This window comes from Rhodococcus sp. NPDC004095 (genome assembly GCF_053604015.1).
In genome coordinates, this window is the sequence record NZ_JBSGGS010000005.1 from 383,251 (window position 1) to 395,913 (window position 12,663).

The 12,663-nt window shown below is 57.5% G+C and carries 21 protein-coding genes; all 21 read right to left on the bottom strand.

What is annotated here, in order from left to right:
* Positions 1-300 precede the first annotated feature (300 nt).
* Positions 301-1,311 carry a GTP pyrophosphokinase gene (locus ACWEPG_RS12450; protein WP_452594450.1) on the bottom strand — a complete coding sequence of 337 codons (1,011 nt, stop codon included), beginning with the start codon at positions 1,309-1,311 and terminating at the stop codon, positions 301-303.
* Between the two features lie 81 nt (positions 1,312-1,392).
* Entirely contained in the window at positions 1,393-1,884 is a 492-nt protein-coding gene (locus ACWEPG_RS12455) for a DUF3846 domain-containing protein (RefSeq protein ID WP_452594451.1), read from the bottom strand.
* A gap of 65 nt (positions 1,885-1,949) precedes the next feature.
* Positions 1,950-2,480, bottom strand: a complete 531-nt coding sequence (locus ACWEPG_RS12460; RefSeq protein WP_452594452.1) for a putative PDDEXK endonuclease — start codon at positions 2,478-2,480, stop codon at positions 1,950-1,952.
* Entirely contained in the window at positions 2,477-2,866 is a 390-nt protein-coding gene (locus ACWEPG_RS12465) for a hypothetical protein (protein ID WP_452594453.1), read from the bottom strand. The genes ACWEPG_RS12460 and ACWEPG_RS12465 overlap by 4 nt, the downstream gene beginning before the upstream one ends.
* Positions 2,867-3,110: 244 nt before the next feature.
* Complete coding sequence (locus ACWEPG_RS12470) at positions 3,111-3,293, bottom strand: hypothetical protein (protein WP_452594454.1); 183 nt, start codon at positions 3,291-3,293, stop codon at positions 3,111-3,113.
* An 810-nt stretch (positions 3,294-4,103) separates the two neighbouring features.
* Positions 4,104-5,084 carry a hypothetical protein gene (locus ACWEPG_RS12475; protein ID WP_452594455.1) on the bottom strand — a complete coding sequence of 327 codons (981 nt, stop codon included), beginning with the start codon at positions 5,082-5,084 and terminating at the stop codon, positions 4,104-4,106.
* A 221-nt stretch (positions 5,085-5,305) separates the two neighbouring features.
* On the bottom strand, positions 5,306-5,602 hold the full coding sequence (locus ACWEPG_RS12480; protein ID WP_452594456.1) for a helix-turn-helix domain-containing protein: 297 nt from the start codon (positions 5,600-5,602) through the stop codon (positions 5,306-5,308).
* On the bottom strand, positions 5,599-5,766 hold the full coding sequence (locus tag ACWEPG_RS12485; protein ID WP_452594457.1) for a hypothetical protein: 168 nt from the start codon (positions 5,764-5,766) through the stop codon (positions 5,599-5,601). Before ACWEPG_RS12485 ends, ACWEPG_RS12480 begins: the two co-directional genes overlap by 4 nt.
* Entirely contained in the window at positions 5,763-5,969 is a 207-nt protein-coding gene (locus tag ACWEPG_RS12490; RefSeq protein WP_452594458.1) for a hypothetical protein, read from the bottom strand. The genes ACWEPG_RS12485 and ACWEPG_RS12490 overlap by 4 nt, the downstream gene beginning before the upstream one ends.
* Positions 5,970-6,267: 298 nt before the next feature.
* Positions 6,268-6,780 carry a hypothetical protein gene (locus ACWEPG_RS12495; RefSeq protein ID WP_452594459.1) on the bottom strand — a complete coding sequence of 171 codons (513 nt, stop codon included), beginning with the start codon at positions 6,778-6,780 and terminating at the stop codon, positions 6,268-6,270.
* A gap of 41 nt (positions 6,781-6,821) precedes the next feature.
* Positions 6,822-7,103 (bottom strand): DUF7695 domain-containing protein, encoded by a 282-nt coding sequence (locus ACWEPG_RS12500; RefSeq protein WP_452594460.1) that lies wholly within the window; start codon positions 7,101-7,103, stop codon positions 6,822-6,824.
* Positions 7,100-7,612 carry a hypothetical protein gene (locus ACWEPG_RS12505; RefSeq protein ID WP_452594461.1) on the bottom strand — a complete coding sequence of 171 codons (513 nt, stop codon included), beginning with the start codon at positions 7,610-7,612 and terminating at the stop codon, positions 7,100-7,102. Before ACWEPG_RS12505 ends, ACWEPG_RS12500 begins: the two co-directional genes overlap by 4 nt.
* Positions 7,613-7,642: 30 nt before the next feature.
* A complete protein-coding gene (locus ACWEPG_RS12510) occupies positions 7,643-7,882 on the bottom strand; it encodes a DUF6953 family protein (RefSeq protein WP_452594462.1) in 240 nt (79 codons plus the stop codon).
* A gap of 135 nt (positions 7,883-8,017) precedes the next feature.
* Complete coding sequence (locus ACWEPG_RS12515; protein ID WP_452594463.1) at positions 8,018-8,677, bottom strand: recombinase family protein; 660 nt, start codon at positions 8,675-8,677, stop codon at positions 8,018-8,020.
* Positions 8,678-8,680: 3 nt separating this feature from the next.
* A complete protein-coding gene (locus ACWEPG_RS12520; RefSeq protein WP_452594464.1) occupies positions 8,681-9,484 on the bottom strand; it encodes a prohibitin family protein in 804 nt (267 codons plus the stop codon).
* A 131-nt stretch (positions 9,485-9,615) separates the two neighbouring features.
* Positions 9,616-9,882 (bottom strand): hypothetical protein, encoded by a 267-nt coding sequence (locus ACWEPG_RS12525; protein ID WP_452594465.1) that lies wholly within the window; start codon positions 9,880-9,882, stop codon positions 9,616-9,618.
* 4 nt (positions 9,883-9,886) lie between these two features.
* Entirely contained in the window at positions 9,887-10,129 is a 243-nt protein-coding gene (locus tag ACWEPG_RS12530) for a hypothetical protein (RefSeq protein ID WP_452594466.1), read from the bottom strand.
* Positions 10,129-10,683 (bottom strand): hypothetical protein, encoded by a 555-nt coding sequence (locus ACWEPG_RS12535; protein WP_452594467.1) that lies wholly within the window; start codon positions 10,681-10,683, stop codon positions 10,129-10,131. Before ACWEPG_RS12535 ends, ACWEPG_RS12530 begins: the two co-directional genes overlap by 1 nt.
* Positions 10,670-10,897, bottom strand: coding sequence for a hypothetical protein (locus ACWEPG_RS12540; protein WP_452594468.1), 228 nt, complete (start codon positions 10,895-10,897; stop codon positions 10,670-10,672). Before ACWEPG_RS12540 ends, ACWEPG_RS12535 begins: the two co-directional genes overlap by 14 nt.
* Positions 10,894-11,460 (bottom strand): hypothetical protein, encoded by a 567-nt coding sequence (locus tag ACWEPG_RS12545; protein ID WP_452594469.1) that lies wholly within the window; start codon positions 11,458-11,460, stop codon positions 10,894-10,896. Before ACWEPG_RS12545 ends, ACWEPG_RS12540 begins: the two co-directional genes overlap by 4 nt.
* A gap of 58 nt (positions 11,461-11,518) precedes the next feature.
* Positions 11,519-12,487: an ERF family protein gene (locus ACWEPG_RS12550; protein WP_452594470.1), complete on the bottom strand. Its 969-nt coding sequence runs from the start codon at positions 12,485-12,487 to the stop codon at positions 11,519-11,521.
* Between the last annotated feature and the right edge of the window lie 176 nt (positions 12,488-12,663).

Consider the following 12,663-nt stretch of genomic DNA (forward strand, 5'->3'; position numbering starts at 1 on the left):
GGGCATTTTCACTCCTCAACCCAGTACGACCCCCGTGTCCGCTTGAGCACTCGCTCGTGGATACGGGGGTCTTTCACTTGGAACCGGCGGCGATACGGATGCGTCTAACAGACATGGATGAGCCGATCCCTCCCATTGAGTACGAACCTCCGTACTCGCTGGACTTCCTCGCCCACTTGCACGGTGAGTGCTACGACGGGACGCACGACTTGTCACAGGTATGGGCTAGCGTCCTGCGCGACGCCAGTGCTGCACAGATAGTCCGCGAACTTACTGAGGTTCAGATGGCGCTACGCGGCTTCAGTGCCCGTCGTACTCATCCATGAGGAACGAGTCGACGTCGTCGATGGCGCTGTCCAATAGGAGCTGGTTCATTCGCTCGTCGGTGATGCTGACCGCCAGTTTCGCCAAGCCTGCATCGGTAAATCTAGACGGCTGCATGGTTGCCGGATCGAACGGCGGGCTTATCGCTTCGTTGGCCGTAGCCGTGGCGAGACCCTGTGCAATTGCCTCGTTCACTTGCTTCAAGTTCTCGTATCCGCATCTATTGAGCTGCTCAACAAACTCGGAGTAGTCGCGGTCGGCAGATTCATCCCGATCGACGAATAGACGCCGCAGTAGTCCCTTGACAGTGGCTAGGTTCAGCGGGAACAGGTGTAGATCGCCCGGATTCGCTGCCGCAGCCTTTGCCTGGATATCCTGAAGCTGAGCGTCGATCCCTTGAAACTGCTTGTCGGCTACGTGAAGCAAGCCCTTCAGTGCGCTCAAGTCTCTTCGGATCTCGCGGGGAATGCTGGAGGCTCCCTTGTATGCGAGGTAGTGCTCGATGCTGGCCCAAGCATCCGTCAACACAGTCCTAAGCTGTACCTCGAAAGTGATGTTGACTAGGTGGTAGTTCTCGGCGTCGACATGGGTATGCTTCAGTCCGCAGTCGTAGTGAATAGACGTGTAACTGAAGTTCTCTGGCTCAGCCTTCCGCTCTTTGTCATCGCGATCCATCACCTCGAAGCAGCTACGGATTGCACGGTCTGCCGCGCCGAGGTCAGCACTTAGTAGCGTGACGACTCGCGCAGCAACGAGATCTTTCGTCTGCGTGAAGGGATCGTCATACCCTTTGCGTTCGATCTTTTCGATGAAGCTCTTTCGCTCTTTGACGCGTCCAGTGATTGAGTGCGTCTTGATCCCCGTCGAACCGACTGCGGTCTTAAGTTCCTGGACGACAATCGCTGTCAGTCGCTCGTAAGTGTCGAGACTCTTGTCGTACTGATCCGCGTACTCCAGAAGCTTCCGCGCCTCATCTTCGCTAGTCACCACAGGAGTATGGCCGAGGCAGGCGCGTACCCGAGCATGAAAACGCCCGCCACTGGATGTGGCGGGCATACCGGATGGGATCTAGCAAGCAACAACACGCAGGTCGGTTACGAGCAACCAGCGCTCCATGAGGCCCAAGCCAGCGTTAGCTGCCTTAAACAGGTCGTCGTACCGCAGGTTGTTGCTCGCCCAGCTGTCGCCCCCTGTCTGGACCTCGACCTTGTAGCTATCGACGTCCATGATCAGCGCGCGCAGTTCCTCGGGGATGCTGGTGGAGTTTCCTTCTTCATCGGGTGCACCGATGATCAGAACGTCGCCCATGATGACATCGGCGTTCCTCCACCGGGACTCGAGAAGCCAGAGAAGAAGTGTGGCCCTCCGATTCAACTCAGAACCGTTGAGCTTCCCCTCTTCGTCAGTGATCATCGAGGCTCCGTTGCCGAAGTCGACGAACTCAACGATGTTGCAGTTGGTCAGCGAGTAGATGTCACGCAGACTGCCAGCTTGGTACTCGACTTGCTGTGGCTTGCTCGCCTCGTCGGCGCGTACGAGCACCGCCTTGATCCTGGTCATCTCTGTCACCTTCTAGATCGTGGAATGTACTTGGAGCCGGATAGCTCCAAGATTCAGCCCGCGATCTAGGCCTTCTTGACCTTGGGCTTCTTGTAAGTGGATGCGTACGGGCACTTCTTGTCGAGGCACCTGTTCGAGCCAGGGGAGACGATGTGACCGTTGCGGCAGGTTGAGACACCGGATGATTGCTTGATGGCAACGGCCTTCTCAACCGCTTCCTCTACAGGGAGCACGACCGGTGTCCGCAGATCTTTCAGTTCGGCTGTGAGGTCTCGGATCTGAACCGCAAGATCAACCAGCGCATCGAACGGCACGCAGGCGAGCACGTCATCATCAGCCGCGAAGACCACCGTAGGAACACGGTTCGGGCTCGCGCCGGCCTTCGCCTGCCGCATCCACTCCTTGATCGAGACGGTCTTGTGGTTCTTGGCCTCGATGTCGAACGGTGTGTCTTGGAAGTAGTCGGTGATGTCGAGCTTCTGGTGGGAGCCTGCACCACTCCGCTTGTCACGGGTAACGCGGGCACCGAGCTTCTTCTGAAGGGTCTTGGCGATGTGACTCTCGAGGCTGACGCCCTTGTCGGAGGATGCGCTCATGATGCCGTGTCTTCCATGAGCCCACCTGCTCTACATCGCTCTAGCATCTCCTGCATCTGGACTTTGTTCCGCTTGCCTACCTTGGGGTCCTTGATGTCGCGGCGCAGTTCGCGGATCATGTGGCAGTTGCGACAGACGACGGAACAGCCGTTCATCACTCTCTGAAACATCTCGGGGTTGTAGTAGAGGATTGAGTTCAGCGTCTTGGCGTTCTTATTCTTCGTCGCGGCACGGCGATCGATGTGATCGAATGTCATGCAGTACGGATGCCATTGGAGCTTGCAGTCCGCGCAGGGGCTGCACTTGGCATCCCACATCTTTCGCGCGTTGATCTCGGTGTTCTGGCGTTGCCGATCGATCTCAAACTGGGTCAGTAGGCGAGTCACGCTGGGCCTCCATCAACCAGGAAGTGCTCTGGAAACTCCACCCGCTTTCGCCGGCTCTTCGCTTCCTCACCATCTGCAACCAGCATGTCCGTGAGTTCGTACATGATCGCGAGGTTCGTCATGACGACACGAGCCAGATGCGCACGGAGATCGCGCTTTTGATGCCGATCAAGGTCCGCGTAGCAGTCAGTGGGGGAGATGAGTTCGTACTGGTGGGATGGCGGTACCTCGCCAAAGGGGGCCGTCATTCTGCTGTCCCCATGATCTCCGCGTACAGCGTCGCTGCCTGCTCCACGGCGACATCGCGGGTGATTACTGCCTTGTCGACAGCGTTCATGACGTGCTCGAACATGACGTAGGTTCCGAGCTTGCGCACTCGCGCCTCGCGGCCTGGATCGTCGTGTTCAAGGGGTGATAGGTGTTCCACGTTGTCTCCTCTATTTAGTTGTTGGTAGCGTCTGGAAGATCCACCGACCGGAATCAAGCAGTGGAAGCGAATAAACCAAGGAGGGCCGCTTCCATGTTTTGCATCGGTGAATCGTCTAGATAGAGGACTCGATCGAGCGGGTGGGTTCCCGATCAAGTCCCCAGTCACAAGGGCGAAGTTACGAGCGAAACCTGCTCCGTCTGCATCGTCCCCATGGCTGGATATCATCACGACCATCACGGGACCGGCAAAGGTAGTTGCTAAAAACGATTAAGTGTTTCAGGTTTGCCGGCCCGTCTTGCCGAAAGGTAGAAGGGGCGAAACTCGTCCCCCGTGATAGTCATGATGATCCAAGTTTTCAAAGTGCCTCGAATGCCCTCGCATAGCATTCGAGCTAGGTGACCAGGTGCCAGGTCATCCATAACCACTGTTGCCGTGAGTGGAGTCACGCGGTCTTACCGTTCTAGACGGGGTTTTGCGGGCAACTAGCGGTGTCTAATTTTCAAAGCGAGTCCGATGATTGGGACAGCTACAATGAGCAGTGCAAAAGTTAGGTAGAAGGTGATCCCGTCCCTAACTGGCTGCCTCCTTTGGCTGTCGTGCGGCTCGCTGTCGGCGGTAGCGTTTGTACGCGCCGATCATCCGTAGAAACGGTACGTCGTCCCCGTGCTCGAAGTGCAACTGGTGCTGTGATAATAACGATGGTTTGTCTTGGTTGTTCATGTTCCCCTCCTGTAAAAGACTATGAGCCATTTGCAGGAAGAATGCAACACCAATCTTTTCCACATGTGGATAAAGATGATGGAGAAGTCAGGACTTCTTGAACGCCTTGTTGATTGCGTGATGCGCTCCACCGGGAACTGAGAATCCACCCGCAGTCAGGAAGTTGCTAAGCGTGCCACTGACATCCTCCGGTCCGTACTGTAAAACGTAGAATGTCACCGCGAAGCTGGTGATGTACATGGTCGTAATAACGATCTTCCGGGCCGTCTCCTTAGAGACCTTCAGGCGCTTCCTAATCGTCTTTACTGCAACGTTGAACGCCGCAAGCCTGCTCGGATCAGATGCGAGCTGATCTTCCACTGCATCAAGGAGATCCTGGTCGACAAAATTGTCCGCCAAGTCCTTGAGGCCGAAGAAGTCCGGGAAGACGTCAAACTGAGGAACGAGGGTGCGCATGGCGTCTGCAAACTCTGCGCCGAACGAGTCACCGAGCCCGCTCGCGGCGATGACACTGACTCCGGAGTTCTGAGCGATGGCTCCGATCGTCGCAGATGTCTGCAACTGAAGCTCGCGCCAAGATTCTTGGGTGTTGAACAAGTCTCCCGTAATCGCTCGGATCTGTTCACCGAAGTCAGGTACCAGAGAGTGAGCGTCAAAGACTTCCTGGATGCCGAAGCCGATCTGGCTAGAGTCGATCAATCCGCTCATGAGCGCCGAATCGATCGGCATGATGTCTGGCATGTTCTGCCGCCAGATGTCATTGATTGCTGGAATTGAGTCCATCACCGACTGCTGGAACGGAAGCACTGACACTGACGCGAGATCGCCGATGCCGGCGAGATCTGGATGCAAGTTGTACTGAGGGAGCAGGCTGACGCGGCCTGCGTCAAAGATCCCCTGCATCAAGTAGCGGTCGCCCATGAGGTTCTTGAATGCGAACGAGTCGAGAACATCCCGGATGGAGGGCGACGTGAAGAAGGCATCGGTAGCGGGCCGAATGCTATCAGCGACTCGCCGCCGGTTGACTTCAGTCGCAGCCTGCATCGCTGCCTTGATCGGGTCGGTCACGGTAGATCCTCTCGTCGGCCGAGGCCAATCATATAGAGGGTGTCCGACGTCGAGTCCCGTTACGGAACCTGGGCGCTAGAAGAAGCGCATGTGGAGGAGTAACCAGTAGGCGAACAGTCCAGCCATGGCGAACGCGATGATCGTCCAGATCATGAGTATGACCGTCGTGACTAAGGCGTCGACGAGAAGGAGCCCGAGGGTTCTCAGCCGTGGACGGCGGCTCATGACGCCAGCTCCACCAGCCTGAACTCGTAGAGCTGTCGTGCTGGCCTGTGGAACATGATGTCGACGACGTTTCGACGACCTGATCCGATGTAGACGGTGACGATCTTGTGCCCCTCGTCCCGGAGGTCGTAGATCCGAGCGGAGTACCGGGGGATACCCATCCGAAGCAGCTCGTAGTTGGTGACAGATCCCTTGCTCTTCAGGAGCTTCAGGATGATCGTGCACTGTGCGGTGGGGCTGTGCTTGTCCCTGGCCGGCTGACCCGCTTGGTCGATGGTGTGGGGGAGGGTCATGACTCCACCTCTACTTCTTCACCGCCTTTGAATCCGAACTCCTTACTCTCGGGCTCATTTGCCTCGATGTACTCGATCATCACGTTGCACAGTTGCTTCGTCTCAAACGACTGACTGATATCGGCGATGGTCTTGAGCTTGGCGATTGTGATGTCGCTGCTCATGACTGTGCCCTCCGCTGCTTCTCGGCGCGAACCTTGTCGCCCAGTTGCGCTGTGTCGGTCATGAGGTCTTCTAGAAGCACTTCGGCTCGATCAAGTTCTTTGTCCGACAACGTCTCTGGGTTGAGTAGGTGTTTGAGCGCGCTGATGGCTTCGACCGTGGCCTTGGTGACGGGGCCGTGTTCGAGGGGGAAACGTTCGCCCATCAGCGCATCCTCACGCAACTGATACTTGGGGGAGTATCACTGTTCCTACGACCTGTAACGACGTAGCACTTGTTGCCACGGTCATCGAAGGTGCTGACGGTCCGCGGGTAGCACTCCGCTCCGTCGCAGTTGTTCACCTCGTTGCTGGAGACCGAGTAGATGTTCACTGTCCACGGCAAGTACCTCACGGCAGCGACAGTCGCAGTAGATGCGATGGCTGCCGTCACGATTAGAGCAGCGGCTAGTTGGATCTTCTTCATATTCAGTTGTTCCTTGGCGGTTCGAGCCGCCTGTTAGTTCACTTTTGCGGCATCAGATCGCCGTCGTATGCTTCGCGGGCATCCGCGATGTACTTGTTCGTGCTGATCCAGAATGCGTCGCGTTGGCCATCGGGCTTCTGGGTCCGCGTCCCTGACAGCAGTTTGTCCACCGTGCCGGAGTAGGCAGACGCGGCGTCATCGAGCGCTCTCAATGACTCGTTCAGCGCTGCGGGTCCAGCCAAGAGGGCTCCTGCCTGTGCAACCTGGAACTCTTCCCACGCGTTGTGGTAGCGCTGAACAAGGTCGGCCGGCATCGCGGAACGATCGTCGTGGTAGTCGTAGGCCACCTTGCGGGTGATCTCACCGAATGCGAATGTGGCCGTGACCATCTGCTGATGAACTGCGTAGCGGCGATTGATCCTCTCTTCTCGCCGTGCCTGGACAGCCTGTCTGCCTTGATGCTTGACGTTCAGCCAGGTGCCCGCGAATGTCGCAGTACCGCCGACTACTGCGCCGATCAACGCGCTCAGGCCGCTCCCGATGTCCCACATGCGTGGAAGGTAGCAGTCGTCCCGCTGGACCACGGCAGCCGTCACGGGCTGGCCTCGATGTGCTTGTACGGCACCACGTGGTACTCAGCGTTCTCGATATCACCGCTGACCTTCGTGTACCAGCTGCCGCCGTCGATCGAGAGGCCTCCACACTTACACGTCTGGTTTTCGTGACGGTTCCGACTGCGGATGTACCAGCCACAGGTGATGTGCCGTACCTGGTTGATGTAGATGTCGCCCACGTCGAGCTTGCGTCGGTCAGCGACGGGCATGTCGTAGGGGGCGAAGTCGATGTAGTCGGTGACGGGGAGGGGAGCGGTCATAGCTTCGCCTCCGGTTTCGCGATCTCCTTGATCACCGCGATCAATGGCCTCAGCTCGTGGTTCCTGAACGCGCTCTCCGCGTAGACAACTCCGCCACCGGTGAAGTGGTAGTGGTTCGCCTCGCGGTACTCCTCGGCGGCCTTCTCGGTCAGGAAGGCAACGCCGTCGTAGCCACCAATGGCCGGCAGAAGCTTCACGGCGTAGGTCCAGTGCGCGTCGTCAAGTGAGTCGCAGTAGCAACCTTCCTCGCCTAGCGGTGGCAGAGCCTCCTCGTCCCAGTCTGTCTCTTTCCAGATCTTCTTGCAGGTATCGCACCAATGCTCCTCAGCGCCTTCGTAATCCAATCGGGCCATGTGTTCGCCGCAACCATCACGGCGTTCGACCTTCTGGTTCTCGTAGATGCGGAAGATCGGGGTGTCCGTGTGCCGGTTGTTCTGGGTCTCCAGCTCGTGCGCAGTACGTTGGATGAACTCGTACGCTTCGTCGCTGATTGTGATTGTCTTGACCATTTTCAGTTGTACCTTGCGGCATAGCCGCGATTAGTTAGTTGTGACCCACCTCCGATCACCGCGCTCCCATTCGATCTCGCCGTTCTTGAGCTTCCCGAACTCCCGCAGGATGGTCGGATGGATCGCGGGGTTGCCTCGTTCGTTGGCGTGCTCCCACTCTTCGCCGAACTTCTCGGTGATCTCGTGAACGATGTGTTCCTGGTAGACGGCCTCCTCAGCCTTGATCTGCTCGACCATCCAGGACGCGATGTCCTTCGCCGTGTGTGTCATGCGGGGGAGAGTAGTGGCGCGGTACGACACAGACTTCGCCGATCCGGTGTTGTCGATTTGACTTGTGGAAAAGTCGAGGTTGCGCTTGACGGAGCATTCGAGGTTCTATCTAGCACTCGGTGTAGCGTCTGCCGCCTACATCTTCTTATCGGTGGTTTTCTGGAAGCGTCGCCATAGCAACTCTTTGTCCAGTTCCTGCCGTTTCATGTAGCGAGCCAACGTATTCCGGTTCACGTCAAGCATGGATGCGATCGCGGTCCTGGACACGCCGTGCTCCAGCCATTCAAGGATCTGCTCGTCTGCGCCATGAAGCTTGAGCTTGTCGGGAGTCGACGAACCTACTGGCCGGCCGAGCTTGACGCCCTGAGCCTTCTTACGCGCCAGCGCCTCGCGGGTCCGAGCCGAGATGAGACTGCGCTCGATCTCGGCAGACAACCCGAAGGCGAAGGCCAGCACCTTGGAGTTGATGTCGTCCTTGAAGACGATGTTCTCCTTGACGGTGATGACGCGGATACCGCGGTCGATGAGCTGCTGGATGATGTTCAGAACATCTATGAGGCGGCGAGAGATACGACTAGTCTCGCTGACGATGAGCGTGTCGCCCTCCGCGAGGCTATCGAGTACGTCGCTGAACCTCCGCTCGGTGATGGTGCTCTTGTAGCCCGAGATCGTCTCACCGACGATCTCCGTGATGTGAAGGTTCTCCCTCGTGGCGTACGTCTGAATGCCGGTGAGCTGGTTCTCGGTTTCTTGCTTGATTGTGCTGACGCGGATGTAGGCGACGACTCGCGCCATGACCTACTTGCTCGCTGGGATGTTAAACAGCAGACCGCCGTTGTCACCGGCCGTGGTCGTTGGTAACTGCCCGTTCCACTTGTCGATCGCCTTGTTCTGATTCTCGATCTCTTTGAGGTGGAGGTAGTTGTCGGTCAGCGTCTCGGCTTGCACCTGCTGACTCTGTGCGTCGAGCTGAGCCTGCTGAAGGTTGTACTGCGCACGCTCGGCGTTCTGTTGCGCTACCTGGCGCTGCTCAATCGCCTTGGTGAACTCGGGACTGTATTGAAGATTCGTGATTGAGACGTCTTCGATGACGATCCCTCGATCGCTAAGTCGCTTCTTGAGGCCAACCACAACATCGCTCTTCACCTTGTCGCGGTTCTGCTGAAGCTCGACTGCGGTGTACTTCGCGGATGAGGCCTTGAAGACTTCCTGGATGGCAGGAGTTACGAGCACGTCCTTGTAGTTCACGCCAACGCTTCGGTGGATGTTCGAAACCTTGCCACGCTCGATGTGGTAGTTCACAACCACTGTCGCTGACACGTCCTGGAGGTCGCTCGTCGCTGCGGCTGCACTCTGCTCTTCCTTCTGGGTCTTCACGTCATATAGAGAAGCGTCCTCGACACCCCACGGCGCAATCCATGACAGGCCTTCGCTGAGTTCTCTACCGGTCACCCGTCCGTAGTTGGTGACGACGCCAACCTGGCCGGTGCCGACACTCTGCATTGAGCTGAACAGGGTGATGAGCCCGAGTAGAACCACGACGGCGGTTAGGCCGAGTGAAGTCCACATCTTGATCTTGCTTCTTGATTCTGATTCGTACATCTACTTCTTTCTCCTTTTATTCTGTTGTTTGCGTATCTCACCTTCTTCCTTGAAAACTCGACTCATGATGATGAGCACGGCGGCCGAGCAGCTGGCGAGCACTATTGCTGCGATGACTAAGGCTGCGGCCATCATGCTGCCTGCCGCTTTCCGTAGGTCGACTGCCGGAACTCTCGGTACTCGTCCTGTATGTCGGACAGATGCACCTCAAGCTCCTCGCCGTCACTGGTCTTGAACCGGTAGGTCGGGAAGGCAGCTGGTGCCACCAGCTTTAGCCCGTGCTGCAGCTTGTACCACTGGATAGCTTTGAGGTCGGACGCCTTCACCTCTCCGGCTTTCGTGCGGGGGATGGGGCGCTTCTCTGGCTGGGGTGCCGCAGTAAAGAGACTCTCCTGCATACGCCTAGCTCGCTTTCGCGGCCTCTCGCTCGTGCCTATTGATGATCGAGTTCAGTTGGGCGACTTCGATCTGAGTAAGGCCAGACCTTCGACCAGTCTTCTTCGGCACCTTGACCCCAGCTTTGCGCAGGATCTTGATGCGCGCCGCGAGCGACGCTGGGCTGATCCCGAGAGTCTTCGCGGCTTCCCCAGTTGTCTCGCTACGCAGGTAGGTGACCAGGGTCTCGCGGTAATCAACGGCGGCCACTATGCGGCCTTGGTTGCCTTCGTGGAACGGGCCGCTCGTTTGCGCGCAACCGGTGCCTTGGTTGGTTTCTGGACCTTCTTGAACGCTTCGAACTGGTCCAGCTCCTCGCGAGTCATGTACTCAGGTGAGACCTTGAAGACCTCCACGAAGTTCTTGGGGTCGTCCTCGACTAGCGAGCGGTCGTAGATGCGTTGTGTCTGTTGTGGATCTTTGTTGAACGACTGGTCGAGGAGGATGTACTCCTGTGTGTCGTCGTCACACGCCTCTTGCCAGCGAGCGTCCTTCTTGACTGTCACAGAGTCCTTGAGTTGTTTGAATGTTCGTCGTTGGTATGGCATATCACCTCCTTCTGTTGCTAATTCTAGGTACTCGCTGAACACTCCGCAGTTGCCCTTCCCGCCGTAATAGCAGGTGTCGCTCTCGCCACGGTTATAAGAACTCACTTCATTGATCAGATAAGTGAGACCGACTTCCCAGCCTGCACCGGCATACGGTTGAGATGGCGAAGACGGATTGATACACCGAACCTTATCGCCTACTTTAAACTTGCTCATCTATCACCTCCTTCTTCGTTGATTTACCTCGACGACTCTTGTGTCCGCCTTTTGTCCCAGCGAAACTCGCCAGCTTGGGGTTGGCCGCGAAGCCCTTCGGTATCTGGGTTGGAGTAGCCCCGCCCTTAGCGCCGATCTTCTTATAGAAGTCCTCGCCGTGAAGCTCCTTGTTCTTCCGGGCTGCTTTCAACCCTCCGGCCTTCGTGCCGCTCACCTGGAGAACCGCTTCACAATCCGACCGATGAACGTCTTGTTGAACTTGCGGCGCTTTGCTGCCTCGGCCGCATCGCGCCGCTGGATCTGCGCTACCGCTTCCTTCACTTCTCGGAAGTCTTTGCAGAGTGGAGCGAACTCTTGGTCGTAGAACTGATCCCAGACGCCCACGTAGTTCTTGATGTGTGTATCTAGTCGGTTTCCGGTTTTGATCGAGTGCTTGCTGATCACGTCGAGATCCCTCTTAACCTCTGGTGGGACCTGGCCGGCTGCTCGTGGTGGGCGGCCTAGTGGTTTCATCAGGGCTGGCGCTGCGATCGCCTGCTTTGGGGCGACTGCTTTCACGGGCGCTGGTGCGGGGTGAAGCGCCCTCTCCGCAGACACTCGGCGTGTGCGCAGTTTGCGACGGCGCTCGTATTCCGCATAGGTCTTCGCCTGGCGGATCGCCTTGATGGTCGACGGCTTGACGCCTACTCGGGCGCTGATCACGTCGTCCGGCTCGTCTGCCTTGTCGCGTCTGATTACCTCGTTGAACTGTTTCTCTGTGATTCCCTTCTTTGGCATGTAGTCCTCCGTGCTGAGCACGGCGTTAGTTAGTTGGGTGGTCCGCTCCGTTGCGGTCTCACGCGGTTGCTTCTGGTGGTGTTACGTCTGGCTCATCCCACTCAGGCGGGATCTCGAATGTCCCAGCCTTGATGGCATCGATAGCCTCCGCGACACTGACGCGCTCCTCGTGAGTGCAGTTCCTCAGAAACGGCTTGCCCGTCACATGCCGCACTAGAGACCGCTTGCCCTTTTGACTGATCGGCAACTCGACCATCTGCGATTGCAGGTTATCCACGGTCGATTCGTCATCGGTCGATATACCGAACTTCTCCCTCGCCTTGTTTGTGACCTCGATCGGAACCACTTGATCACGGCTTCCGGTGAAGACTGGGATCGCGTCGTTCTCGCCGTTGATTTGCTTGGCGCGCTCGCTCACATTCTTCCGAAGGTTGGCGATTGCGACAGTTGCATGATCCTCTGTGCGCAGTGAGACCAGTCGAGCCGCTACCTGATCTGGTGGGTACTTCAGATCGACGCAGAGCTGACGAACTTCGCTGATTTGGTCAGCGGTCGGCCTGGACTGTCGATTGGCCGCCTTATTTCCGTCGTCATCGTCCTCGGCGGATAGGCCGAGAATTGCCATGGTGGTCTGGCGCCGTTGGTAGGTGATGGCTGAACCGAGTCCTTGCGGATCGTTCTTGGTGAGTAGTAGATCAATGTCGTCGACCATGCCGACGCCTGACGTGTGCACCAGGTAGCTCCGCAGGTAGTGCTTGCCACCCTCGGTACGCGGCCACTGGGTGAGTGCCAGGCCGTGCTTGCTGAGAAGCGGCAGCGCCATCGTTTGAACGTCCTTCAACTCGGCGTATGTGTTGCCGAAGTGGTCGTTCTTCGCGCCCTTGATGATCGTCTTTACCTCGCCCTGGAGCTTGACTAGTGCGGCTGCGATCGCAGGGGGGATCAGTTGGAGGTTTGCCGGCTGCTTCTCGGCTGGAGCGCTAGGCGCTTCGGTTGTGGCTGGTGCCTCCGTTCCTTCTTTCGACATGTGTGCTTGATTCCTGTTTAAGTTGTTTCTCCGCGACGGCCTTCATGCGGATCATGTCCGGATGATGATCGAGCATGTCTTGCAGGATCAGGGATTGCGATATGTCTCGCCCCGTTCTGTCCCTAGCTTCTTCCTGCAAGAGCTCGATGGCTCGCTTCTCTACGAGTGTTACCCCG

Coding starts and splice junctions, on each gene's coding strand:
- ACWEPG_RS12455 (WP_452594451.1), bottom strand. CDS start 1,884: ATGACCAGGATCAAGGCGGTGCTCGTACGCGCCGACGAGGCGAGCAAG.
- ACWEPG_RS12460 (WP_452594452.1), bottom strand. CDS start 2,480: ATGAGCGCATCCTCCGACAAGGGCGTCAGCCTCGAGAGTCACATCGCC.
- ACWEPG_RS12480 (WP_452594456.1), bottom strand. CDS start 5,602: ATGACCCTCCCCCACACCATCGACCAAGCGGGTCAGCCGGCCAGGGAC.
- ACWEPG_RS12485 (WP_452594457.1), bottom strand. CDS start 5,766: ATGAGCAGCGACATCACAATCGCCAAGCTCAAGACCATCGCCGATATC.
- ACWEPG_RS12490 (WP_452594458.1), bottom strand. CDS start 5,969: ATGGGCGAACGTTTCCCCCTCGAACACGGCCCCGTCACCAAGGCCACG.
- ACWEPG_RS12495 (WP_452594459.1), bottom strand. CDS start 6,780: ATGTGGGACATCGGGAGCGGCCTGAGCGCGTTGATCGGCGCAGTAGTC.
- ACWEPG_RS12500 (WP_452594460.1), bottom strand. CDS start 7,103: ATGACCGCTCCCCTCCCCGTCACCGACTACATCGACTTCGCCCCCTAC.
- ACWEPG_RS12505 (WP_452594461.1), bottom strand. CDS start 7,612: ATGGTCAAGACAATCACAATCAGCGACGAAGCGTACGAGTTCATCCAA.
- ACWEPG_RS12510 (WP_452594462.1), bottom strand. CDS start 7,882: ATGACACACACGGCGAAGGACATCGCGTCCTGGATGGTCGAGCAGATC.
- ACWEPG_RS12515 (WP_452594463.1), bottom strand. CDS start 8,677: ATGGCGCGAGTCGTCGCCTACATCCGCGTCAGCACAATCAAGCAAGAA.
- ACWEPG_RS12520 (WP_452594464.1), bottom strand. CDS start 9,484: ATGTACGAATCAGAATCAAGAAGCAAGATCAAGATGTGGACTTCACTC.
- ACWEPG_RS12525 (WP_452594465.1), bottom strand. CDS start 9,882: ATGCAGGAGAGTCTCTTTACTGCGGCACCCCAGCCAGAGAAGCGCCCC.
- ACWEPG_RS12535 (WP_452594467.1), bottom strand. CDS start 10,683: ATGAGCAAGTTTAAAGTAGGCGATAAGGTTCGGTGTATCAATCCGTCT.
- ACWEPG_RS12545 (WP_452594469.1), bottom strand. CDS start 11,460: ATGCCAAAGAAGGGAATCACAGAGAAACAGTTCAACGAGGTAATCAGA.
- ACWEPG_RS12550 (WP_452594470.1), bottom strand. CDS start 12,487: ATGTCGAAAGAAGGAACGGAGGCACCAGCCACAACCGAAGCGCCTAGC.